The 23776-nt window shown below is 66.4% G+C and carries 22 protein-coding genes; 15 read left to right on the top strand and 7 right to left on the bottom strand.

Features of this window, described 5'->3' with window-relative positions; all coding sequences use genetic code 11:
• Positions 1-40: 40 nt before the first annotated feature.
• Complete coding sequence (locus tag CDV49_RS06660) at positions 41-505, bottom strand: Lrp/AsnC family transcriptional regulator (protein WP_035713246.1); 465 nt, start codon at positions 503-505, stop codon at positions 41-43.
• A gap of 143 nt (positions 506-648) precedes the next feature.
• Here CDV49_RS06660 and CDV49_RS06655 point away from each other — a divergent pair, with 143 nt between their 5' ends.
• The 10 genes from CDV49_RS06655 to CDV49_RS06610 all read left to right on the top strand — a co-directional run bounded on the left by CDV49_RS06655 (position 649) and on the right by CDV49_RS06610 (position 10622).
• On the top strand, positions 649-1656 hold the full coding sequence (locus CDV49_RS06655; protein ID WP_088214784.1) for a sulfate ABC transporter substrate-binding protein: 1008 nt from the start codon (positions 649-651) through the stop codon (positions 1654-1656).
• Positions 1656-2495: a sulfate ABC transporter permease subunit CysT gene (cysT, locus tag CDV49_RS06650; protein ID WP_088215023.1), complete on the top strand. Its 840-nt coding sequence runs from the start codon at positions 1656-1658 to the stop codon at positions 2493-2495. Before CDV49_RS06655 ends, cysT begins: the two co-directional genes overlap by 1 nt.
• Positions 2488-3378 (top strand): sulfate ABC transporter permease subunit CysW, encoded by an 891-nt coding sequence (cysW, locus tag CDV49_RS06645; RefSeq protein WP_088214783.1) that lies wholly within the window; start codon positions 2488-2490, stop codon positions 3376-3378. The genes cysT and cysW overlap by 8 nt, the downstream gene beginning before the upstream one ends.
• A 10-nt stretch (positions 3379-3388) precedes the next feature.
• Positions 3389-4108, top strand: coding sequence for a sulfate/molybdate ABC transporter ATP-binding protein (locus tag CDV49_RS06640; protein WP_088214782.1), 720 nt, complete (start codon positions 3389-3391; stop codon positions 4106-4108).
• Positions 4109-4171: 63 nt separating this feature from the next.
• Complete coding sequence (locus tag CDV49_RS06635; protein ID WP_088214781.1) at positions 4172-4858, top strand: fumarylacetoacetate hydrolase family protein; 687 nt, start codon at positions 4172-4174, stop codon at positions 4856-4858.
• Positions 4859-4920: 62 nt separating this feature from the next.
• On the top strand, positions 4921-5742 hold the full coding sequence (locus tag CDV49_RS06630; RefSeq protein ID WP_088214780.1) for a flagellar motor protein MotB: 822 nt from the start codon (positions 4921-4923) through the stop codon (positions 5740-5742).
• An 80-nt stretch (positions 5743-5822) separates the two neighbouring features.
• Positions 5823-7124, top strand: a complete 1302-nt coding sequence (locus tag CDV49_RS06625) for a flagellar hook protein FlgE (protein ID WP_179209135.1) — start codon at positions 5823-5825, stop codon at positions 7122-7124.
• 5 nt (positions 7125-7129) lie between these two features.
• Positions 7130-8530, top strand: a complete 1401-nt coding sequence (gene flgK, locus CDV49_RS06620) for a flagellar hook-associated protein FlgK (protein ID WP_088214778.1) — start codon at positions 7130-7132, stop codon at positions 8528-8530.
• Positions 8530-9522 carry a flagellin gene (locus CDV49_RS06615; protein ID WP_088214777.1) on the top strand — a complete coding sequence of 331 codons (993 nt, stop codon included), beginning with the start codon at positions 8530-8532 and terminating at the stop codon, positions 9520-9522. The genes flgK and CDV49_RS06615 overlap by 1 nt, the downstream gene beginning before the upstream one ends.
• Positions 9519-10622: a flagellar basal body P-ring protein FlgI gene (locus tag CDV49_RS06610; RefSeq protein WP_088214776.1), complete on the top strand. Its 1104-nt coding sequence runs from the start codon at positions 9519-9521 to the stop codon at positions 10620-10622. Before CDV49_RS06615 ends, CDV49_RS06610 begins: the two co-directional genes overlap by 4 nt.
• A gap of 30 nt (positions 10623-10652) precedes the next feature.
• Here the strand turns inward: CDV49_RS06610 and CDV49_RS06605 are convergent, their stop codons facing one another.
• Positions 10653-12788, bottom strand: a complete 2136-nt coding sequence (locus tag CDV49_RS06605) for a ComEC/Rec2 family competence protein (protein ID WP_088214775.1) — start codon at positions 12786-12788, stop codon at positions 10653-10655.
• Between the two features lie 99 nt (positions 12789-12887).
• On the opposite strand from CDV49_RS06605, the gene gltX reads away from it, so the two are divergent.
• The 5 genes from gltX (at position 12888) to CDV49_RS06580 (ending at position 18288) form a co-directional block, all read left to right on the top strand.
• Positions 12888-14294, top strand: coding sequence for a glutamate--tRNA ligase (gene gltX, locus CDV49_RS06600; RefSeq protein WP_088214774.1), 1407 nt, complete (start codon positions 12888-12890; stop codon positions 14292-14294).
• Positions 14295-14361: 67 nt separating this feature from the next.
• On the top strand, positions 14362-15657 hold the full coding sequence (gltA, locus tag CDV49_RS06595; RefSeq protein WP_088215022.1) for a citrate synthase: 1296 nt from the start codon (positions 14362-14364) through the stop codon (positions 15655-15657).
• Positions 15658-15796: 139 nt separating this feature from the next.
• Positions 15797-16963: a tonB-system energizer ExbB gene (exbB, locus tag CDV49_RS06590; RefSeq protein WP_088214773.1), complete on the top strand. Its 1167-nt coding sequence runs from the start codon at positions 15797-15799 to the stop codon at positions 16961-16963.
• 3 nt (positions 16964-16966) lie between these two features.
• Positions 16967-17413, top strand: coding sequence for a TonB system transport protein ExbD (gene exbD, locus CDV49_RS06585; protein WP_035713151.1), 447 nt, complete (start codon positions 16967-16969; stop codon positions 17411-17413).
• Complete coding sequence (locus CDV49_RS06580; protein WP_088214772.1) at positions 17410-18288, top strand: energy transducer TonB family protein; 879 nt, start codon at positions 17410-17412, stop codon at positions 18286-18288. The genes exbD and CDV49_RS06580 overlap by 4 nt, the downstream gene beginning before the upstream one ends.
• A gap of 289 nt (positions 18289-18577) precedes the next feature.
• Here CDV49_RS06580 and CDV49_RS06575 read toward each other — a convergent pair whose 3' ends face one another.
• From CDV49_RS06575 to CDV49_RS06555, 5 genes are all read right to left on the bottom strand, one after another.
• Positions 18578-19354, bottom strand: coding sequence for an enoyl-CoA hydratase-related protein (locus tag CDV49_RS06575; RefSeq protein ID WP_088214771.1), 777 nt, complete (start codon positions 19352-19354; stop codon positions 18578-18580).
• Between the two features lie 74 nt (positions 19355-19428).
• A complete protein-coding gene (locus tag CDV49_RS06570) occupies positions 19429-19884 on the bottom strand; it encodes a cytochrome c-type biogenesis protein (RefSeq protein ID WP_088214770.1) in 456 nt (151 codons plus the stop codon).
• Entirely contained in the window at positions 19881-21857 is a 1977-nt protein-coding gene (locus tag CDV49_RS06565) for a heme lyase CcmF/NrfE family subunit (protein ID WP_088215021.1), read from the bottom strand. Before CDV49_RS06565 ends, CDV49_RS06570 begins: the two co-directional genes overlap by 4 nt.
• Before the next feature lie 506 nt (positions 21858-22363).
• Entirely contained in the window at positions 22364-22744 is a 381-nt protein-coding gene (locus CDV49_RS21060; protein ID WP_088214769.1) for a holin family protein, read from the bottom strand.
• A complete protein-coding gene (locus CDV49_RS06555; protein ID WP_088214768.1) occupies positions 22735-23364 on the bottom strand; it encodes a holin-associated N-acetylmuramidase in 630 nt (209 codons plus the stop codon). Before CDV49_RS06555 ends, CDV49_RS21060 begins: the two co-directional genes overlap by 10 nt.
• Positions 23365-23776: the final 412 nt, after the last annotated feature.

The raw sequence follows: 23776 nt of genomic DNA, 5'->3' as shown, positions 1-23776 counted from the left end.
ACACGTTGAAGCTACATCGCCGGGCGGGTTCGGCAAGGCGTCACCGGCTCAACGTATCAACCGGATAGGCGGTGGTGGCCTTGATGCTCTCCATCACGAAATGCGACGTGACGTTCTTGAGCATCACCGCGTCGGTCAGCCGTTTGTAGAAGGCGTCATAGGCCGCCATGTCGGAGACGGCAACACGAAGGAGGTAGTCCATGTCCCCCGCCATGCGCAGCACCTCCATCACTTCCGGCAGCGCGCTGACGGCGGCGGCGAATCGCTCCCTCCATTCGGCGGAATGGTCGGGGGCCTCGATCCCCACCAGAACGGTGAGCGCACAGCCGATCTTCATCCCGTCCATCAGCGCCACCCGCCGCAGGATCACGCCGGACTGTTCGAGCTTCTGAATCCGTTTCCAGCAAGGGGTTTGCGACAGGCCCACCCGATCGGCGATCTGGGCGATGGGCAGGGTCGCGTCCTTTTGAAGCTCACTGATAATCTTTCTGTCGATCAGGTCCATTTTCTTCCCCACACAGAGAAACATATTCTCCAAGACCCGGCGAAATCGAAACAACGCCACCATTGAAAATAACGATAATGTCTGTCGTGATTATGGTGTCAACCGGTCCCGTGGCAAATGCCCGGACCAACGGGAGAAGACAGATGAAGCCTTTCCTCGCCTTCAAGGCAGCGGCGGCCGTTGCGGCCTCCCTTTGGCTGGCCGGGCCGGCGCTGGCCCAGAGCACCCTCCTGAACGTTTCCTACGATCCGACGCGGGAGTTCTACCGGGCCTATAACGATGCCTTCGCCAGGCACTGGGCCGAACAGGGCAACCCCGCGGCGCAGATATCCACCTCTCACGGCGGCTCCGGCTCACAGGCGCGGGCGGTGATCGACGGGCTGGACGCGCAGGTGGTGACGCTGGCGCTTGCCGCCGACATCGACGCGATTGCGGAGCGGACGGGCAAGCTCCCGGCAGAGTGGCAGGGGAAGCTGCCGCACAATTCCTCGCCCTACACCTCCACCATCGTGTTCCTCGTCCGCGCCGGCAACCCCAAGGGGATCAGCGACTGGGGCGATCTGGTGAAGGACGGGGTGGAGGTCATCACCCCCAATCCGAAAACCTCCGGCGGGGCGCGCTGGAACTACCTCGCCGCCTGGGCCTGGGCCGAAAAGACCTATGGCGACGAGGCGAAGGCGCAAGATTACGTGAAGCAGCTCTTCACCCATGTCCCCGTGCTCGACACCGGCGCGCGCGGCTCCACCACCACCTTCGCCCAGCGCGGTCTGGGCGATGTGCTGCTCGCCTGGGAGAACGAGGCCTACCTCGCGCTGGAGGAGCTTGGCCCCAGTGAGTTCGAGATCGTCGTGCCCTCGCTCTCCATCCTCGCAGAGCCGCCCGTGGCGCTGGTGGAGGGCAACATCAAGTCCGACGCGCAGCGCAAGCTGGCCACCGAATACCTGAACTGGCTCTATTCGCCGGAGGCGCAGGCCATCGCGGCGAAGAACTACTACCGGGCATGGGACACGTCGAAGGCCGATCCCGAAGACGTGGCGCGCTTCCCGAAACTCGATCTCGTGACCATCGAGCATTTCGGCGGCTGGAAAAAGGCACAGGCCACGCATTTCGCCGACGGCGGCATCTTCGACCAGATCTACAGCGCGAAATGATGCGCCGCACCGCTCTCCGCCGATCCCCGATACCGGGGTTCGGCCTGTCGATGGGGGTGACGCTGGCGATGCTGTCGATCATCGTCCTGCTGCCCATCGGCGCCCTGCTTCTCCGGGGCGCCAGCTACGGGCCGGCGAATGTCTGGTCGGTGGCGACCGAGCCCCGCGTTCTCGCGGCGCTCCTGCTGTCGTTCCGGCTGTCGCTCTACGCCGCGCTGTTCAACCTTGTGTTCGGGGTGCTGCTGGCCTGGGTGCTTGTGCGCTACCGCTTTCCGGGGCGGCGGCTCATAGATGCTGCCGTGGACCTGCCCTTTGCCCTGCCGACGGCGGTGGCGGGGATCGCGCTCACCGCTCTCTACGCGCCCAAGGGGGCCTTCGGGGCATTGGCGGTGGAGTATTTCGGCACCCGCATCGCCTATACACAGATCGGCATTTTCATCGCGCTTGTCTTCGTGGGACTGCCTTTCGTCGTCCGCACCGTGCAGCCGGTGATCGAGGAAGTGGACCGCCAGTGGGAGGAGGTCTCCGCCACGCTGGGCGCCTCCCGCTTCTACACGATCCGCCGCGTCGTGCTTCCGGTGCTGCTGCCCGCCGCGCTGACCGGCTTCGCGCTCTCGCTGGCGCGGGCGGTGGGTGAATACGGCTCCGTCATCTTCATCGCCGGCAACCTGCCGATGAAGACGGAGATCGCCCCCCTGCTCATCGTCATCCGGCTGGAGCAGTTCGATTATGACGGGGCGGCGGCCATCGGCATCGCCATGCTGCTGATCGCCTTCGCCATGCTGTTCCTCATCAACATCATCCAGATCTGGAGCCGGAGGAGAAGCGGCCATGTCTGACATATCCGCCCGGTCCGGGTCTCACTCCCCCCCGCAAAGCCGTTTTCGCGACCCCGCCAACGAAAGCCCGGCCTTCCGCGCCGGGCTGACCGTCCTTGTGCTCGGGGTGCTGGCGGTGCTGCTCGTAGCACCGCTGGTGGTGGTGTTTTCCGAGGCGCTGGCACGCGGCTGGTTCGCGGCGGTCACCTCCCTGTCCAACCCGGATGCGTGGTCGGCGATCCGGCTCACGCTCATCGTCACGGCGATCTCGGTGCCGCTGAACGCGGTCTTCGGCGTCTCTGCCGCCTGGGCGATCACCAAGTTCGATTTTCCGGGCAAGGCCTTCCTCATCACGCTGATCGACCTGCCGTTTTCCGTCTCGCCCGTGGTGGCGGGGCTTTGCCTCGTGCTGCTGTTCGGGGCGAACAGCCTTGTCGGCGGATGGCTCGTGGCGCACGGTTTTCCCATCGTGTTCGCCCTGCCGGGGATCGTGCTGGCAACGATGTTCGTCACCTTCCCCTTCGTTGCGCGGGAACTGATCCCGGTGATGATCGAGCAGGGCAAGGATGAGGAGGAAGCCGCCCTGACGCTGGGTGCCTCCGGCTGGCGGACCTTCATGACGGTCACGCTGCCGAACATCCGCTGGGCGCTGCTCTACGGCGTTCTGCTCTGCAATGCCCGTGCGATGGGGGAATTCGGCGCGGTCGCCGTCGTCTCCGGCAAGATCCGCGGCCAGACCGCCACGATGCCGATCACCATCGAGATGCTCTACAACGAATACCTGTCGGTCGCGGCCTTCTCCATGGCGGCGCTTCTGACGCTTCTTGCGCTTCTCACCCTTGCGCTCAAATCCTTCCTGGAGTGGCGTTATGCCGATCAGCTCGCCGCCACGCTCCGCCATTGAGAGGCCGATCATGCATATCGAGATCGACGAAATCGCCAAGACCTTTGACGGAACGACGGCGTTGCATCCCGTCAGCCTCTCCATTCCCACGGGGGCACTGGTGGCGCTTCTCGGGCCCTCCGGCTCCGGCAAGACGACGCTCCTGCGCATTCTGGGCGGGCTGGAATACCCGACCTCGGGCCGGGTGCTCTTCGACGGGGTGGATGCGACGGGGCTTTCGGTGCAGGAGCGGCGCGCGGGCTTCGTCTTCCAGTCCTACGCGCTTTTCCGCCACATGACGGTGTTCGAGAACATCGCCTATGGCCTGCGCGCCCGCCCCCGCAAGACCCGGCCCTCCAACGAGGAAATCCGCCGGCGCGTGACGAAGCTGCTGGAACTGATCCAGCTTCCCGACATCGGCAAACGCTACCCGAGCCAGCTCTCAGGCGGCCAGCGGCAGCGGGTGGCGCTGGCGCGTGCGCTGGCCATCGAGCCGCGGATGCTGCTGCTGGACGAACCCTTCGGCGCGCTGGACGCCCGTGTCCGTCGGGAGCTCCGCCATGGCCTGCGCGAGATCCACGACGCGACCGGCGTCACCTCCGTCTTCGTCACCCACGATCAGGAGGAGGCTATGGAACTGGCCGATCTGGTGGTCGTCATGTCCATGGGCCGGATCGAGCAGATCGGCCGCCCCGGCGACATTCGCGCCCGTCCCGCCACACCGTTCGTCAAGGACTTCCTTTCCGTCTGACGCCGCTCTGGCGCGCGCGGGTCGATGGGGCTACCAACGGCCTGCAACCGACCGGAGTTCCTCATGCCCGACACCTACGTGATCCCCGCGCCGCGCCCCGTGACCCTGCCCGTCGCGGGGGAGACCGCGCTTTTCCCCGTCCGCCGCGTCTATTGCGTCGGGCGCAACTATGCCGAACACGCGCGCGAAATGGGCCATTCAGGCAAGGAGCCGCCGTTCTTCTTCCAGAAGAATCCCGACAACCTGACGACGGAGGGCGTCTTCCCCTACCCCTCCCGCACCGCCGACCTGCACCATGAAGTCGAGCTGGTCGTCGCTCTGGCGAAAGGCGGGCGCGACATCCCCGCGGCCGAGGCGCTGGATCACGTCTATGGCTATGCCATCGGCCTCGACATGACCCGCCGCGACCTTCAGGCGGAGGCGAAGAAGGCCGGTCGCCCGTGGGAGGCTGCAAAGGCCGCGGACCACTCCGCGCCGGTGTCCCCACTTCACCCCGTGGCCGAGGTGGGCCACCCGGATCACGGCGCCATCACGCTGAAGGTGGACGGGGAGCTTCGCCAGTCCGGGGATCTGGCCGATCAGATCTGGTCCGTTGCCGATGTGATCGCGCATCTGTCCGGTCTGTTCGAACTGGCTCCGGGTGATCTCATCATGACCGGCACGCCGGCTGGCGTCGGCGCCGTTCAGCGGGGCCAGGTGATGACCGCCGCCATCGAGGGCCTGGGCGTCCTGGACGTCCGCGTCGTCTGATCGCTGCGTTAGCGCCTCCTTAACCCGGTGCGGCTAGTCTCGCCGGGTCAGGGAGGCGAGCCATGCAGAACGACAAGCGCCCGATCATCATCAAGCGCAAGAAGATCGTCGCCGGGGGTCACCACGGCGGCGCCTGGAAGGTGGCCTATGCGGATTTCGTGACCGCGATGATGGCCTTCTTCATGCTCATGTGGCTGCTCAACGCCACGACGGAGAAGCAGCGCAAGGGCATCGCCGACTATTTCAACCCGACCATCCCCGTCAATCGCGTCTCCGGCGGCGGAGACGGCGCCTTCGGCGGTGACAGCATCTTTTCCGAGGATACGCTGGTCCACAACGGCACCGGGGCCTCGCAAAGCCGCGCGATGCGCGAGCGGCAGGCGCGCGGCGTCAACGGCGTGACGCTGGACACGGACATTCAGCGCGCGCGCGAGGGAATGGAGGCGCTGCTTCAGGGCCGCACCGGCGACAGCCTCACCCTCCGCAGCAAGCTCATCCACCTCGCCACGCGTGTCAGCGACGAGGGGTTGATCGTGGAGCTTTTCGACACGGACGGCGCCGCGCTGTTCGAGCCGGAATCGGCCACGCCGACCCCCCTCCTGCGCGATCTCACCGGCGTCGTGGCCTCCGTCTATCTGCAATCGCGCAATCCTGTCGCGGTGGAGGCGCATGTGCGCAGCTATCCCCTGCCGCTCGCGCGGAACCCCGTGTGGGACCTGACGACGGCCCGCGCCGACGCCGCGCGCCGTCTTATGGAGGACGCAGGCTTTCCCGCCGCGCGTCTGCAGCGGGTTACGGGCCATGCAGACCGTCGCCCCGCCGCCGCAGATCGGGCCTCCCCCCGCAACAACCGGGTGGAGATCATCCTTCTGCGTAAAAAATGACACGCGTTAGCGGGTTCTTAAGCCCCTGAAAGCAAAAGTCGGACAACGACATCCGAATCCGAACCTCGAAAGGCATCAGAATGTCCATATCCTCCTCACTCAACGCGGGCGTGGCCGGGCTCAACGCGAATGCCGTGCGGCTCGCGACGATCTCGGACAATATCGCGAACTCCGGCACCTATGGCTACAAGCGGGCGGAGGCGGATTTCCTCTCCATGGTCATCGGCTCCGGCACGGCGGGCGCGGCCAGTTTTTCCGCCGGGGGCGTTCGTGCGACGACGGGCCGCGTGGTCGATCAGCGGGGCGGCCTCGTCGGGACGTCCAACGCCACCGACATCGCGGTAAGCGGACGCGGCTTCCTGCCCGTCTCCTCCACTGCCTCCATCGGGTCGGGCGACACACCCTTGATGCTTGCCACCACAGGCTCGTTCCGTGCAGACCAGAACGGCTACCTCACGACGAGCTCGGGCCTCGTCCTGCTCGGCTGGCCGGCCAATCCCGACGGGACGATCCCCACCTATCCGCGGGATTCCGAGGCCGCGCTTCAACCGATTCAGATCACGGCCAACCAGTATGTCGGCAACCCGACGAAGAACATCACCCTCGGCGCCAACCTGCCCGCCACCGCAACCGGTCCCGGGGCAACGGGGGAGCCTTATGAGATGTCGGTCGAATACTTCGGCAACCTCGGCACTACGGAAGGGCTGAAAGTCACCTACACCCCCTCCACCACGACGCCGAACCAGTGGACGATGACGGTCCATAACGAGGCGAGCGGAGCGGACATCGGCATTTTCGAACTGACCTTCGACGATACGGCGGCCAAGGGCGGCACCCTTGCCTCCGTCGCCGTGACGGGCGGCGTGAACACGCCCGGTTACGATGCGGCGACGGGCAAGCTCAACCTGACGACGGCAAGCGGCAGCATCGCCATCGGGATCGGCACTCTCGGCTCGAACAGCGGGCTGACCCAACTGTCGGACACGTTCGCAACCCGCCCCAGCGAGAAAGACGGCTCTCCGGTCGGCAACCTCGCCTCCGTCGAATTCACCGCCGACGGCAGGCTGAACGCGATCTACGACAACGGCAGCACCCGCACGATTTACCAGGTGCCCGTGATCGACGTTCCCAACCCGAACGGTCTGCAGGCAGGCAGCAACCAGACATTCCGGCTGTCTTCGCAAAGTGGTCCGATGTTTCTCTGGGACGCGGGCAAGGGGCCGGTCGGCGGTGTGACAGGCTTTGCTCGGGAAGAGTCGGCTACGGATGTCGCAAGCGAGTTGACGCAGCTCATTCAGACCCAGCGGGCCTATTCCTCCAACGCCAAGGTCATTCAGACCGTGGATGAGATGCTGCAGGAAACCACGAACATCAAACGGTAAACCCGATGAGCATTTCCCAGGCTCTTTCAAATGCTGCGAGCGGGCTGTCCGTCGTCGGTCGCACGACGGGCGTGGTGTCGGCCAACCTCGCGAACAGCCTGACCCCGGGTTACAGCCGGCAGGAGGTCGTCGTCTCGAACATCGCCGGCAATGCCGGAACCGGCGTCAGGGTCACGGCCGTCCTGCGGGACGTTGACCCTGCGCTGACGCTCCAGCGGCTGAAAGCTCAGTCTGAGGCCGCGGGCACGGGGGTGGAAGCCGCCTTCCTGAAGGCGTTGGAGGACAGCATCGGCACCAGTGACTCCGGCGATTCGCTCTCTGCCAGGGTCGCACGGCTTGGCGCCACCCTGGCCACGGCCTCCAGCCTGCCTTCCTCCGAAAGCCGGTTGGCGGATGTGCTGTCGGCGGCAAAGGCGCTCGCCGGCAAGATCAACGGCATCGGACAGGCTGCGCAGGAGGCACGTGCTGCCGCCGATCAGAAGCTCGCGGCAGATGTCGGGATGGTGAATGCCAACCTGTCGCGGATCGACGAATTGAACCGTGCCGTCGTTGCCGGGGCTGCCCGCGGCAGTGATATCAACACCCTTCTCGATGAGCGGCAAAGGCTCGTCGATGGTATCGCCGATGCCCTTCCGGTGCGCCAGACGCTGCAGGATGACGGCCGTATATCGCTTCACCTCAGCGACGGAACGACCCTGCTGGAAGGCTCAAGGGTTGCCAAACTGGGCTTCTCACCCGCAGGGGACGTAACGGCTGCCACGACGGTCGAAAACGGCCTTCTCTCCGGCGTCACACTGGACGGGAAGCCGCTGTCCCTTGGTGCCGGAGGCAGGGTCGGCGAGGGCAGGATCGCGGCACAGTTGACCATCCGCGATCAACTCGCCCCCGCGTTGCAGAGTGAGGCGGATGCGCTTGCAGGCGATTTGATCGCCAGGTTCGATGCCGCGGCAAAGACCCTCGCCCCGGATGGCGCGGGTCTTTTTCAGGACGCCTCCGGTACCGGCGGCGCAGGGCTGGCGAGCCGGTTGGTCATAGCCGCTGATTACGATCCCGATCAGGGAGGGGAGTTGTGGCGCATCCGGAACGGCGCAGGCACCACGACAGAGCGGCCAGGTGACGCGGGCGGACTTATTGCTCTCTCAACCGCGATGGAAAAGGAAAAGCCCCTGACGGAAAGCGCGGCCGCTCTTCTCTCCGGCGTGGCTACCCGCCGTCTCTCGGCGGAGATGGAGGCGAGTTTCAGAACCGCGCGAAGTGACCAGCTCCGCAGTGCCGAAGCCGCGCGGGGCGTCAACTCCGACGAGGAGGTGCAAAAGCTGCTCCTGATGGAGCAGGCATTTGCGGCCAATGCACGTGTCCTTCAGGCCGCTGACGAGATGATGAAAACGCTGCTGGGGATACGCTGATGATGGGTGGAATGGGAATCGGGGATCTGGCCCGCAGCCTTGCCTTGCGAAAATCCACGGGAGCGACGCAGAAAGCGCTTTCACGCGCCATGCAGGAGGCGACAACCGGGGCTCCGACCGACAGGTCCACACGCCTTGGGGGTGACCACCGCCTGGACAGCCGCCTGAACACCAGATTGGCGAGCCTTGCCGCCTGGCGCACAACGGCGACAGAGGCCGCCCTATCGGCCGCAACAATGCAGGAGTCGCTCACTTCTCTGAAGGAATCCCTGGAATCCGGCAGGCAGTCCGCCATCCTTGCGTCGAGCACGGAAGACCCTGCATCGCGACGCGCGGTCGCGAACGATCTTCACGCGCGTTTCGGGACTGCCGTATCGACCATCAACATGCAGTCCTCCGGTCAGCCCGTATTCGGCGGCGCGGCGGCGGCGGGCCCTGCGATCAAGGAGGCGGCGGAAATTCTCGCGGGTCTCGCGGACGCGATCTCGGTATCGGGAGCACAGACCGCGTCAGATATCGCGGCGACGGTTTCCGGCTGGTTCGACACGCCCGCCAATTACTACCTTGGCGACAGCCAACCCCGGAGCCCGGTGCCCATCGGCGCGGGAGAAGCGGTCAGCCTGTCTCTTCGTGCAGATGCTCCGGCCTTCCGGCAGACGTTGGAAGCCTTGGCTCTCGGCGCGCTCTCCGCCACCCTTCCTGATGCCCAGAGCGGTGCCATGATCGGTCTCGCCGCGCTTCGCATGTCGGAAGCGACGGATGGCATCGTGGCTGCAGCGGCAGATCTTGGCACGACAGAGGCCCGTATCGACGCGGTGCGAACGCGCAACTCGGCCGAGGAAACGGCTACGAAAGCGCGTTTGGTGGAAATCGCCGGTGTCGATCCGTATGAGGCCGCGATCGACCTCGACGCCACACAGAAGCAACTCGAACTGCTCTATGAGCTTACAGGCCGCCTTTCCTCGCTCACACTGACGAATTATCTGCGATGATCCGTTTCTTCGCCTTTCTGCTCGCCGGTCTGATCCTCTCCCTGTCCGCAACCGCAGGGCCGATCCGCATCAAGGATCTTGTGGAGTTCGACGGCGTCCGCGGCAATGACCTCGTCGGCTACGGGCTGGTTGTCGGGCTCAACGGGACTGGAGACGGGCTTAGAAACTCGCCCTTCACCGAAGAGATCATGACCAATATCCTCGAACGGCTTGGCGTGAACGTGACGGGTGAGCAATTTCGCCCCAAGAACGTCGCCGCGGTATTGGTCACCGCAGAGCTTCCCCCCTTTGCTCGCGCGGGGGGGCGGATAGATGTCACCGTCTCGACCATCGGGGATGCAAAGAGCCTCTTGGGCGGAACGCTGGTGATGACCCCGCTGAACGGGGCGGATGGGCAGATTTACGCCGTCGCGCAGGGAACCATCATAGCCGGCGGCACAGTCGCGGCGGGTCAGGCCGCCAGCGTGACCGAGGGCGTCCCGACGGCCGGCAGCATTCCGGGCGGCGGCCGCGTGGAGCGGGAGATCGGCTTCGAACTGGGTGATCTGGAGGCGCTTCGGCTTGCCCTGCGCGCGCCCGATTTCACAACGGCTGCGCGGATCGAGGCGGCGATCAACGGCGACTTCGGTCGCCCGGTGGCGCGAATGCTGGATTCGGGTACGGTGGCGTTGGATATCGCCGGGACACGCATGGCATCTGCCGCACATGTGCTGACCCGTATCGAGGCGCTTATGGTGGAGCCGCAGCAGCGCGCGCGCGTCGTCGTCGATCAACGCTCCGGCACGATCGTGATGGGACAGGATGTCCGCATCTCCCGCGTCGCTGTCGCGCAGGGCAATCTGACCCTGCGGGTGGAGGAAGCCCCGCTCGTCGTGCAGCCCAACCCGTTCGCACGGGGCGAGACGGTGATCGTGCCGCGGTCCTCCGCCTCGATAGAGGAGCAACCGGGTGTCGGGCTGGCGGAGGTTTCCGCCTCCACATCGCTGTCGGATGTCGTCGCGGGCCTCAATGCGTTGGGGGTCGGTCCGCGGGACATGATCGACATCCTCAAGAGCATCAATGCGGCGGGAGCGCTGCACGCGGAATTGCTGGTCAAGTAGGGAGGGGCGAAAGCGGTGAATGCTGGCAGCTCAATGCTTTGCAGGCCGGGTCCAAATACGGTCCCCGCTCGCCTCGGCGACACTCAGGATGCGCAGGACGCCTCCGTTCGCGTGCAGCGCCAGCGCCCCCGATCGTTCGAGCGACGCTCCATCGATGATGTCGCACGCGCCTTGACGCAATGGCGATGTCCCGTCCGGCAAGCGAATGGAGGTGAGGAGAAGGGCCCCATCGCGGCAGTTCTCTTGGACGAGGTCAGCGGCACCTCGCCCGGTGATATGGACGATCTCCCGATCTGCGGCGCGATACCGGACGACACTCCCGTCACGCGCCATACCCGGTCGCCGCGCGGCGACTTCGGCACTTGCGAGATCGCCATCCCGCTGCAGCCAGCCGGTCACCGCAAAGGCATCGCCCCGCCCGCGCGACAGCACCCGGCCTTCTGCGGTGAGGAGGCCGGAGACGGTGCCGCTCTCCGAAATCAGTACGAGCGGGCGAGCCGCACCGTGCCAGAAAAGCCAGCCCCCCATCACCAAGGGCACCATGCCCGCCCATCGCGACGGCCCGGGCCAGAGGGTGAGCCAGAGGAGGGACACCACAACCAGCGGCAGCGCTCCGGGCGGCGGGATCCGAACCGCGGAAACCACTCCGTCAAGACCGGCCACCGTCTCCGCCACGCGGAGAACGCCCTGCGACCCCAGCCCGACCAGCCACAGGGGAGCCGTCTCAAGCCCCAGCGGCGCGAGCAGCAGCGCAACCACGGCAAACGGCATGACAAGCACCCCCATCAGCGGGCTGGCCAGCAGATTGGCGAGCAAGCCGTAATTCACCACCCGATTGAAGATCGCTGCGGTGAACGGCATCGTCGCACCCCCGGCCACGGAGGAGGAAAAGAGCAGCATGATCGTCCCGTCGCTCCACCGTGGCCAGGGGCGGGCCCTGCCGGAAATCCAGCCGAAGGCGATGACGAGCGCCGTGGTTGCGGCGAAGGACATCTGGAACCCGGCATTGGTTAGGCTCTCGGGCCGCAGCAGGAGCACGATCACCCCGGCCAACGCGATGGAGCGGAGCGAAATGGCGCGCCGGTCGCATATCACCGCGATCAGCATGACGGCCACCATGACGAAGGCACGCTCCGTCGCCACATCCCGCCCGGCGAGCGCGAGATAGAAAGCGGAGGCCGCAAGCGCGATCGCGGCGGCGATCTTCTTGGTCGGCAGACGCAGCGCCGCGCCCGGCATCAATGCCAGCCCGCGCCGCACCACGGCAAAGATGAAGGCGGCCAGCATGCTCATGTGCATGCCGGAAATCGAAAGCTGATGAGAGAGGTTGGAATCCCGCATCGCATCATTCGCGGCGGCGGAAATACCGGAGCGGTCGCCCGTGGTCACGGCCGCGGCGAAACCCCCGGCATCGCCCGGAATATGCGCGCGGATACCGGCGGAAAGCGTCATGCGGATACGGTCTATCAGCAGGCCGAGGTCATTCTGCGAGGGGGCCACCGTCATCACCGGCGTCCGGCTGTAGCCCACGGCGCCCAGCCGCTCGAACCAGGCGGTGCGGCGGAAGTCGAAGCCGCCTGGCTCCGTCGGGCGGCCCGGCGGGGAGAGATGGCCGGTGAGCATGATCCGCGTTCCGGGCGCGAGGGCACGCCCCGGCTCCTCCATCAGCGAGACGCGCACCCGCTCCGGCGTCCGGTCGGGCGCCATGCGGGCCAGAGTCACCTGATCCAGCGTCAGGCGGAGACGGTCGCTTCCCGAACGGTCGATCTCCACGAGACGCCCTTCGACAGGGCCGTAGTAGCGGAAGGAGAGCACGGGTGCTGCGACCATATGGGTGCGAAGCAGGATCAGCAGGAACCCCGCCAGCACGAGGCAGGGCACCGCTGCCACGGGCCGCCAGCGGTGCGGCCCCCGGAACCAGAGCCCCGCGGAGACGGCGCAGAGAATCACCGCCGCCCAGACAAAGGCGTGAGACGGCTCCCGGAGAAGCGCCAGATACCACGCGATGCCAAGGCCCAGCAGCACCGGGACGAAGGGGAACAGCCGCCCCCGTGCCCGCGCAAGTCCCTCCAGCGGAAGGCCCAGAAGCGCCAGAATACGCCGCGAAGTGCCCTCTCCGTTCCGCGTGGAGCCACGTGGTTGCTGTCCCTCGTCCAAGATCGCCATCGCGCGCGGCTTGCCCTCCCCCGGCCGATTGCCTACAGAGACGCCGAAGCCATAACGCAGACATGGTTTCTGAATGGTTAATTCCGAAAGGCCCCGCGCATGTCCGCCGCCCGCCCGGTTGTCACCCGTTTCGCCCCCTCGCCCACCGGTTACCTGCATATCGGCGGTGCGCGGACGGCCCTGTTCAACTGGCTCTATGCCCGCGGGCGCGGGGGCCGGTTCCTGCTCCGTATCGAGGATACGGACCGCGAACGCTCCACGCCCGAGGCGACGGCGGCGATCCTCCGCGGCCTGACATGGCTCGGCCTCGACTGGGACGGCGATGCCGTGAGCCAGTTCGAGCAGCGCGACCGTCACGCGGAAGTCGCGCATGAGATGATGGCGCGCGACTGCGCCTATCGCTGCTACTCCACGCAGGAGGAGATCGAAGCCTTCCGGGAAGCCGCGCGGGCGGAGGGACGCTCCACGCTCTTTCTGTCGCCCTGGCGCGATGCCGACCCGGCGACCTGGCCCGACGGCCCCTATGTCATCCGCCTGAAGGCGCCCCGCGAAGGGACGACCGTCGTGGAGGATGCTGTGCAGGGCGAGGTGACCTTCCGCAACGATCAGCTCGACGACATGGTGCTGCTGCGCTCCGACGGCACGCCCACCTACATGCTGGCGGTGGTGGTGGACGATCACGACATGGGCGTGACCCATGTCATTCGCGGCGACGACCACCTGAACAATGCCGCGCGGCAGACGCAGATCTACCGCGCGATGGACTGGGAGGTGCCGGTCTGGGCGCATATCCCGCTCATCCACGGACCGGACGGAAAGAAGCTCTCCAAGCGTCACGGCGCGCTGGGGGTGGAGGAATATCAGGCAATGGGCTATCCCGCCGCGGGCATGCGCAACTATCTTGCGCGGCTCGGGTGGAGTCATGGCAATGACGAGTTCTTCACCACGGCGCAGGCGTTGGAATGGTTCGACCTCCCGGGGATCGGCCGCGCGCCTGCGCGACTCGATTTCAAGAAGCTGGAGAACATCTGCGGCCAGCATATCGCCGCCACGCCGGACGAAGAACTTGTGCCCGAAATAGAGGCATACCTTGCCGCGGCCGACGAACCACCCCTGACGGAGAAACAGCGCAGCGGCCTGCTGCAAGCGATGTATTCACTCAAGGATCGTGCGAAGACCTTTGTCGATCTCATTGAGAAGGCAAGATTTGTTCTGATCGAACATCCGATTTCGCGGGATGACGCCGCGGAAGCCGCTCTGACCGATGATGCGCGCGGTATACTTCGGGATACGGCTGCGCTCTTGCGGACCACACCCTGGGAGCGGCATACACTCGAAGCGGCGGTGGCGGAGGTCGCCGGAGCGCGCGGACTGGGACTGGGCAAGGTTGCCCCGGCCTTGCGTGCGGCTCTGGCGGGGCGCATGCTTTCGCCGAGCGTTTTCGACATGATGCTTGTCATCGGTCGCGACGAGACAATTTCCCGCCTGGAGGATGCGGCTTCCTGAGCCGCCACCGGGCTTCCAAGACAACCGGCATCCCCGCCGGAGCATGAAAGGGACGAAGATGGCTGACATGGCAGAGACGAGCAAGAAGGCGACGCTGACATTCGAAGGCAAGACCATCGAATTGCCGATCATGTCGCCAACACTCGGCCCGGACGTGCTGGATATCCGCAAGCTGTACGCGCAGGGCGACGTGTTCACCTTCGATCCGGGCTTCACCTCGACCGCGGCCTGCGAATCCACGATCACCTACATTGACGGCGACAAGGGCGAGCTTCTGTATCGCGGCTACCCGATCGAGCAACTGGCCGCCGAGTCGCATCACCTCGAAGTCTGCTACCTGCTGCTCTACGGAGAGCTGCCGACCGCCAAGCAACTCGCCGATTTCGAGACGCTGGTCACGCGCCACACCATGGTGCATGAGCAGATGACCAACTTCTTCCGCGGCTTCCGCCGCGACGCGCATCCGATGGCGACCATGGTCGGCGTCGTGGGCGCCATGTCCGCCTTCTATCACGACTCCACCGACATCAACGATCCGTGGCAGCGGGAAGTGGCCGCCATCCGGCTGATCGCGAAGCTGCCGACCATCGCGGCGATGGCGCATAAATATTCCATCGGCCAGCCGTTCGTGTATCCGAGGAACGACCTCGATTACGCATCGAACTTCCTTTACATGTGCTTTGCCGTCCCGGCGGAGGAGTACAAGGTCAACCCGATCCTCGCGAAAGCGCTCGACCGGATCATGATGCTGCACGCCGATCACGAGCAGAACGCCTCCACCTCCACGGTGCGTCTGGCCGGGTCTTCGGGCGCGAACCCGTTCGCCTGCATCGCGGCAGGCATCGCCTGTCTCTGGGGTCCGGCGCATGGCGGCGCGAACCAGGCGGCGCTGGAGATGCTGCGCCAGATCGGCACGGTGGACAAGATCCCGGAATACATTGCCAAGGCGAAGGACAAGAACGATCCGTTCCGCCTGATGGGCTTCGGCCACCGGGTTTACAAGAACTTCGACCCGCGCGCCAAGGTGATGAAGGAGAGCGCCGACGAGGTGCTCGGCCTGCTCGGGGTCGAGAACAACCCGACGCTGCAGGTCGCCAAGGAACTGGAGCGCATCGCGCTGGAGGATGACTACTTCATCGAGAAGAAGCTCTATCCGAACGTGGACTTCTACTCCGGCATCATCCTCGAGGCGATGGGCTTCCCGACCGCGATGTTCACGCCGATCTTCGCGCTGTCCCGCACGGTTGGCTGGATCTCCCAGTGGAAGGAGATGATCTCCGATCCGCAACTGAAGATCGGCCGTCCGCGCCAGCTTTATGTGGGCGCGACGGCCCGCGATTACAGCGATATCAAGTCGCGCTGATCGCATCAAACCGCCTGCCGAGGCCGCCCTTCCGGGCGGCCTCTTTCATTTCCGGGTATTTCTGGCAGTTTTAGGGGTGCAACTTTTGAAACACGGGCGTATGGAGGGGCGGGAAAAGTTGACAAAAAGAATCTGCATCATGCTGAAAGCCCCGTCGAAGACCAAGTTGAGCCGGGCAGCAGGCGCTGCCGTCGCCTTCGCCCTTCTTTCCAGTGGTGCGATGGCGCAGGACGCGCCGCAGCCGCAGGTCCAGCCACAGGCCCCGGAAATCACTGCGCCCTCTGCCCCCGCGCTTCCCACCGGGGAGGGCAGCGGTGCCCCCGCCGCAGAAAGCGCGCCTGCAGCCGCGCCCTCCCCCACCGGAGCGGCGCCAGAAGCGGGTGCCCCCGCGACGCCGGCTGATGGTGCGTCCGACGCCCCCTCGGCTGTCACGCCGGAGACAGCAGCCGCGCCCGCCCTGACGCCTTCCTCGACGGACGGCACAGCGACGGACGCTGCGGCGGCGGACGCTGCGGCAGACGCGGGCATCCCGTCCGACACCGGGTCCGCGGAAACGCTTGCGCCGGAGATGCTGGCGATCCCCGCCGATACCCTGCCCCATGACCTTTCCCCCTGGGGGATGTTCATGGCCGCCGATATGGTGGTGAAGGGGGTCATGCTCGGCCTTGCCCTTGCCTCGCTGGCCTGCTGGACGATCCTCGTGGTCAAGGCTTTCGAGATCGCGGGCGCCAAGCGGAACGCGAACCGCGCCCTGCGGGCCATCTACAGCGCGCAGACGCTGGAGGAGGCGCGCGCCTCCGCGGGCAACCGCAAGGATCCCGCCGCCTTCATGCTCCGCGCCGCCGAGGAAGAATACCAGCGGTCCGAAGCCGCGATCGAAGATGCGGGCGGCGAGGGCTTGAAGGAACGCGTCTCCTCCCTGCTCGGCCGGGTCGAGCTTCAGGCCGGGCGCCGCCTATCGCGCGGCACGGGCATTCTGGCCACCGTCGGCTCCATCGCGCCCTTTGTCGGCCTGTTCGGCACGGTCTGGGGGATCATGAACTCCTTCATCGGCATTTCCGAATCGCAGACGACCAACCTTGCCGTCGTCGCGCCGGGGATCGCCGAGGCGCTGCTGGCCACCGCCATCGGTCTGGTCGCGGCCATTCCCGCCGTGGTGATCTACAACATGTTCGCCCGCTCCATCACCGGCTACCGTGCGCTGCTCGGCGATGCCGGGGCGGGGATCGAACGGCTGGTGAGCCGCGATCTCGACTTCCGCAACATGCGGCGCGGCGGCCTGCGTCACCGTCAGGCGGCGGAGTGAACCATGGCAGGCGGCATCCGCGAAAATCAGGGCGACGACCTTCCCGAAGCGCATGAGATCAACGTCACGCCGTTCATCGACGTGATGCTCGTACTGCTCATCATCTTCATGGTGGCCGCACCGCTGGCCACGGTGGATGTGAAGGTTGACCTGCCCGCCTCCACCGCCCAGCCCGCACAACGGCCGGACAAGCCGCTCTACGTCACCGTGGGGTCGGACCTCGGCCTGTCGATCGGCAACGATCCGGTGACGGAGGACGGGCTGAAAGCGGCGCTGGACACGTTCACGGGCGGCGATCACGAGCAGCGGGTGTTCCTGCGCGCCGACAAGACGGTGGCCTATGGCGACCTGATGGAAGTGATGAACAAGCTGCGCGAGGCAGGGTATCTCAAGATCGCGCTGGTCGGGCTGGAGAGTTTTGCGACACCGCCCGCGGGGTTGCAGCCATGACCGCTGCCCATGTCGACTGGACCGACACCATCGGAACGGGTCGTCGGCTGGGTGAAGTGTCGCTCTGGGCCGGGGGCGCGGTGCTGGTGCTCGGCGTCCACATGGCTGCCGCGGCCTATCTTCTGAACCATACCGCGCCGCCGCCGCCGGGCATGCCCGAAACCTATGTGATCGACATCGCGCCGGAGATGTTCGCCGCGCCGGAGGATCTGGTCTCCGACGACTCCCCCATGGCGATGCAGGCCGCGCCCGACCTGCCGCAGGCCCCGGAGGAGATCGAGGCGGAGGACATGCCCGACCCCGTGACCGACCCGATCCAGCAGGCGGAGATGACACCGCCGCCGGACATCACTCCGCCCGATACGCAGCCCATCATGGATGAGCCGCCCCCGCCCGAGCCGGTGGAGGAACTGCCCACGGTCGCCGAGCAGGCGGAGGTCGCCTTGCCTCAGGTCTCCTCACCCCCCCCGCCGCGGCCACAGCGCCGTCAGGCCACAACCACGCGGCCACCCGCCCCGCAGACACAGGCCCCGCCCCGTGTAGAGGCCCCGCGTGCCGAAGCTGCCGCCGCACCCCGCGCCGCGCAGGGCGCCAGCAATGCACAGGTCGAGCAGAAGTGGCGCGACCGGGCCTATGCCGTTGTCGCGCGGCACATGAAACGGTGGCGGAACACCAGCCGCAGGCCGCTGACCGTCATGATGACCATTCAGCATGATGCAGGCGGGCGGATCACTGCCGTGTCGCTGCGTGGTTCCACCGGGGATGCGCGGCTCGACCAGTCGCTGAATGCCCATGCACAACGGCTGCCGAACCTGCCCCCGCATCCGGGCGGCGGCGGAACGGTGAGCGTGCCGCTGGTGCTGGAGGGGCTGTAGGCCCCGCCAACAGGCTGCTGAAAAAGCGTTCCGGGGCTGCCCCCGGGGCGCAGATCTTTCCTCACATTGGTGAGGAACGCCCCGGAAACCGCAAGTTTTGGCGCGTGCCCGAACCGATTTTCTCTGGGCGTAAGCCCGGGGAGAGGCCCGTCTTTTTCGGCAGTCCGCCAAGGAACTGCTGAAGGATTGCGCCGGTTCGGGCGGTTCTCTGGCCTCCGGCGCTTGAAGCCCGCCGTCCCTTGAAGCCCGCCGTCGCTTAAAGCCGCCGTCGGGCTTGCCCGGCGCTCGCTCACGCGCCGCGGAAGACCGGTTGCCGCTTTTCCCGGAAGGCGGCAACACCCTCCACGAAATCGGCTGTCCTGCCGCAGGCCGCCTGCAGCTCCGCCTCCAGCGCAAGTTGCGCGGGAAGGTCGTTGTCGAGACTCTGGCGCAGCGCCTGCTTGACCGCGCCGAAAGCGGCGCTCGGGCCGAGGGCGAGCTGCATGGCGCGGCGCTCCCAGTGCGAGCGGAACTCCTCATCCGGCACCGCTTCCCAGATCATGCCCCAGTCGGCCGCCTTGCGCGCCGGGACCGGATCGGCAAAGAGCATGGCCCCCATCGCACGGGCGAAACCGATCTGCCGGGGAAGGAAATAGGTGCCGCCCGCATCCGGGATCAGCCCGATACGGGTGAACGCCTGCAGAAACACCGCGCTTTCCGCCGCGATCACCACATCGGCCGCCAAAGCGAGATTGGCCCCCGCACCCGCAGCGACACCGTTCACCGCAGCGATCACCGGGACCGGACAATCCGCGATGGCGCGTAGCATCGGCTCATATTCCTCGCGCAGAACGCGGCCGAGATCCATCGGGCCATCACCGCTCTCCGTCAGGTTCTGCCCCGAACAGAAGGCCCGCCCCTCGCCCGTCAGAACCAGCACCCGCGCACCGAGGGAGGGCGCTTCCTGCACCGCCCGGCGGATCTCGCTCCTCATGCGGGAGGAGAGCGCATTCATCGCACGCGGATCGTTCAGCGTGATGACGCCCACGCCGTCGTGCTGGTGCCAGAGAATGGTTTCGTAGGTCATGAGTGCCTCCCTTTGCACGGGGAGCATAGCCACGCCAAGGCCCCGCGGAAGGGCCAACCTTGCGTCACCCGGCGCTACTCTCCAAGGATGCGGCGCACCTTCTCCGCCTCCGCCTCGGTCAGCGGCTCGGGCTGTTCCCGGCTGGAGTCACGGCGGCGGACATAGGCAAAGGCGATGCCCCCCGCCGCCAGCAGCATCACCGGGCCGGCAAGCCACAGCACCCAGTTCATGCCGGTCACCGTCGGCTGGAGCAGCACGAATTCCCCGTAGCGGTCAACGACATAATCGATGACTCGCGCGTCGCTTTCGCCCGCCAGAAGCCGCTCCCGCACCAGAAGGCGCAGGTCGCGGGCGATGCCGGCATTCGACTCGTCGATATTCTCGTTCCGGCACTGGGTGCAGCGGAGACCCTGGCTGATGTGCCGCGCCCGGGCCTCCAGCCCCGGATCGGACAGCATCTCGTCCGGCTGAACGGCGAAGGCGGGACCGGCAAGGAGCAGGACCGCGACCAGCAGGCGCAGAACCCTCATTCCGCCGCGACCTGCACCGCCGGGGATTGCCGTCGCGCCCCCGCCGCGACGCGGTAGCGCCGGTCCGTGAGGCTGAGCAAACCGCCCAGAGACATCAGGATGGCGCCGCCCCAGATCCAGTTGGCAAAGGGCTTGATGTAGCTGCGGACGGCCCAGCCGCCGCCCGTCTGCGGATCCCCGATGACCAGGTAGATGTCGCGCAGGAAGCCGTTGTGGATCGCCGCCTCCGTGGTGGGCATTCCGGCGACGGGGTAGAAGCGTTTCTCCGGGTGCATGGTGGCGATGAAACGCCCCCCCTCCCGCACCGTCATATCGGCGGTCGTGGACTGGAAGTTGGGCCCCTGCACCCGCCGGACGCCGTCGAGCGTGATGGTATATTGCCCGACCTCAAAGCTTTCGCCCGTCTGGACGACGCGGATATCTTCCACATTCCACGCGAGCATCGCGGCAATGCCGATGAACGTCACGCCAAGGCCGCCATGCGCGACCGCCCGGCCCCAGTCGGCACGCGGCAGGCGGGTCAGGCGGCCAAGGCGGCGGCGGATCCCTTCCCGCCCCGTGCGCTGCCACAGGTCCACGCCCGCGCCGAGAATGAGCCAGACGCCCAGCGCCACGCCGATCGGCCCCAGCGCGGAATGCCCGGACTGCACCGCATAGACCAGCAGCCCGATGGCCACGGACAGCGCCAGCGCGCCCCGCAGCGGAAGCAGGACGCGCCGCATCTCTCCCCGCTTCCACGGCAGGAGGGCGCCTGCCGGCAGGATTAGCGCCAGCACGATCATGAAGGGGGTGAAGGCGGCGTCGAAGAACGGCGGCCCGACGGAAAGGACGCGCCCGAAGGCAAGCTCCGCCACCAACGGCCAGATCGTTCCGATGAACACCACGAAGGCCGCGACGGCCAGCAGGATGTTATTGGCCACCAGCGCGGATTCACGGCTGACGAGGCTGAAGATGCCCTTGGCCTGCATCGACCCTGCCCGCGCGGCGTAGAGGGTGAGCGCACCGCCCACGAATACCGCGAGGATGGCGAGGATGAACACGCCCCGTGTCGGATCCGACGCAAAGGCATGGACGGAGGTGATCACACCGGACCGCACGATGAAGGTGCCAACGAGCGAGAAACCGAAGGCGAGGATCGCGAGCAGGATCGTCCAGCTTTTCAGGGCCTCCCGCTTTTCCACCACGATGGCGGAATGCAGCAGCGCGGCGGCGATCAGCCACGGCATGAAGGAGGCGTTCTCCACCGGATCCCAGAACCAGAAGCCGCCCCACCCCAGTTCGTAATAGGCCCACCAGCTTCCGAGCGCGATGCCGATGGTCAGGAAAAGCCATGCGGCCAGCGTCCAGGGCCGGACCCAGCGCGCCCAGGCGGCATCTACCTTGCCCTCGATCATCGCGGCGACGGCGAAGGAGAAGGACATGGAGAGCCCGACATAGCCAAGGTAGAGGAAGGGCGGATGGAAGGCGAGGCCCGGATCCTGCAAGAGCGGGTTCAGGTCCGTCCCGTTGAAGGGCGGCACCGCAAGGCGCAGGAACGGGTTCGAGGTGAATAGGATGAAGGCGAGAAAGGCCACGCCGATCGCCGCCTGCACCGAAAGAACCCGCGCACGGAGCCGGTCGGGCAGATTGCCGCCGAACCAGCCCGCGCAGGCCCCGAACAGCGCAAGGATCAGCACCCAGAGGAGCATCGACCCCTCATGATTGCCCCAGACGCCCGCGACCTTGTAGAGCATCGGCTTGTCGGTATGCGAATTGGCAACCACCAGCCGCACCGAGAAATCCGAGGTCACGAAGGCATAGGTCAGGGCGGCGAAGGAGAAGGCGAGCAGCAGGAACTGCGCCGAGGCGGCAGGCTCCCCCACCGCCATCCACGCACGCCAACCCTTCTGCGCGCCCACGAAGGGGACGACCATCTGCAGGATGGCCACCATGAAGGCGAGGATGAGGGCGAAGTGGCCAAGCTCTACAAACATGCTGCCGATCATATGCCCTGTCCGCAGCCGCGCCAATCCCCCGGAAGTCTGGTCGCGCGGCAGTGATGTCGCGGGAGTGATGTCGCGGGAGGGAGAGGTCACCGGGGGGAACCAGACTCCGTAAAACTGTCCCCAATCCCTCCCTCCGCATGGCGCGTCAGCAAGCACCAAGCGGAATTCGGCAGGTCAGTTCGCCCCCAATTCATTGACCGCCTGACAGGCTGCCGAAAAAGGCTTTCAGGTCTGTGCCGAAGCGGAAATCGGTCACGATCTGACGAAATTCAGCCGGAAATCTGCACATTTCGGATCACTGCCGGGCCGCATTTCCCGATTTCCAGAGCATGAACACGACGGTTCAGAACGTCTTCAGGAGCCTGCCAACCCGGTTTTGCACCGCCACAACGGGAAGGGCCGCATCCAGCTCTTGCGCGGGCGGAGACTTCGGCGGGATGGCAGGGGAAGGGGCTGTCCACGCGTCCCGGTGGCGTCCCCCGACCCTCGCACTGTCAGCCCTCATCATTTGGCGGAGCGGGGCGGGAGGAGCGGAGATAATGCGCCTCGCGCGCGCCGAAGTGGAAGGACACGACCGCCCCCAGCAGCCACCACAGCGGCTCCGGCACGGCAGCGAGACCCGTCATGCGCCGCGCAAAGGCCTCCGGGTCCGTCATCGCATGGATGAACAGGCCGATCGTTCCGAGCGCGAGAAGCGGGCGCGGCAGGCGGTTCAGCCCGTCGACGATCCGGTCATAGCGCGAAAGTTCCCCTGGCTTGCGCAGCAGGACATCCTCCCCCCGTTCGGCCGCCCGTGCGGCGATCTGACCGAAGAGCGCGGCGGCCGCCCCCAGCGCCTCCACCGCCCGCAGCCCTGCGCGGGGCGTCAGCGCCATGCCGCCACCCGTGCGCGATGCTGGGCCGGGGTGTAATGCAGCGCCGCGGGCAGGAACGCCTCCGCCCGGACGATCCAGCCGCCCTTGCCCCCGTCGCGGCCCAGGCAATATTTGCGGCTGGCGGGCCGCCTGTCGGCGAGGCGATAGTAATAGTCGCGCCGCGCGATTCCATAGCTTTCCGCCAGCCGGTCCTCCCCCGCCTGACGGGCGGCGCGGCCGGCGGCTGCGGCGGTCTGCGGACCGACGATACCGTCCACAGCACAGGGCTGGCCCAGACGGCCTAGCATCTCCTGCAACAGACGAACGCCGGTATCGCCGGAATGGACGCGCATGTCGAAAACCGGCGGCTGAAGCGCGCCGGGCAGCAGGTCGAGCCGCGGCCTGCGCCAGTAGTGCTCAAGGTAGATGTCCGTGGCCATCGGCGGGGTAAGCGCCAGCAGGTCATTCTCCGTCACCCGCCCGTCTCCGTCGATGTCCAGCCCCAGCCCGCGCAGGGTGGCAAGCGTGATGCCAAGGTTCGTGGCCCCGCCCGGATCGTCGGGGTCGTTGACATAGCCGCCTTCGCGCAGGACGATTTCCTCGGCGACACGACGGATCGACAGATGGCGGCTCGGCGGCATGACAGTCCCTTTCTGAGCGATTGCTCTGATCGGGGCATCATGGCGAGGGAGATCTAAGGCGAGGTTTGGGCACCGTGCGTTGCATGGGTGCCGCATGTTGCGGGCCTGAGGTGGCTGTTCAGCGGGGCCATTCGGGCAACGCCCGGGGTTCGCGCCGCATGGGCAGGGTGGAGGTTCCGCTGGCCGCTAGCAGGCTGCTGAAAAAGGCTTATTGGCTTCTGTTGGAGCGGAAATCGCTCCCCGCCCGAGGAAATCCAGTCGGAATCCATATATCCCCGGGCCGATTTTCCGGTTTCCGGCGCATAGTCATGACGCGTCAGGACTTTTTCAGCAGCCCGCCAGCCGGGCACGGGATCGCCGGAGCAGGCTGGGAAACCGGCGCGGACAAGGACGCCGTGTATGGCCCGGCAGG

Origin of the sequence: Haematobacter genomosp. 1, from assembly GCF_002196855.1 — a bacterium.
Taxonomy (GTDB): Bacteria; Pseudomonadota; Alphaproteobacteria; order Rhodobacterales; family Rhodobacteraceae; genus Haematobacter.
Note: the sequence above shows the minus strand (reverse complement) of the source record. Positions and strands in the feature narration are given on the sequence as shown.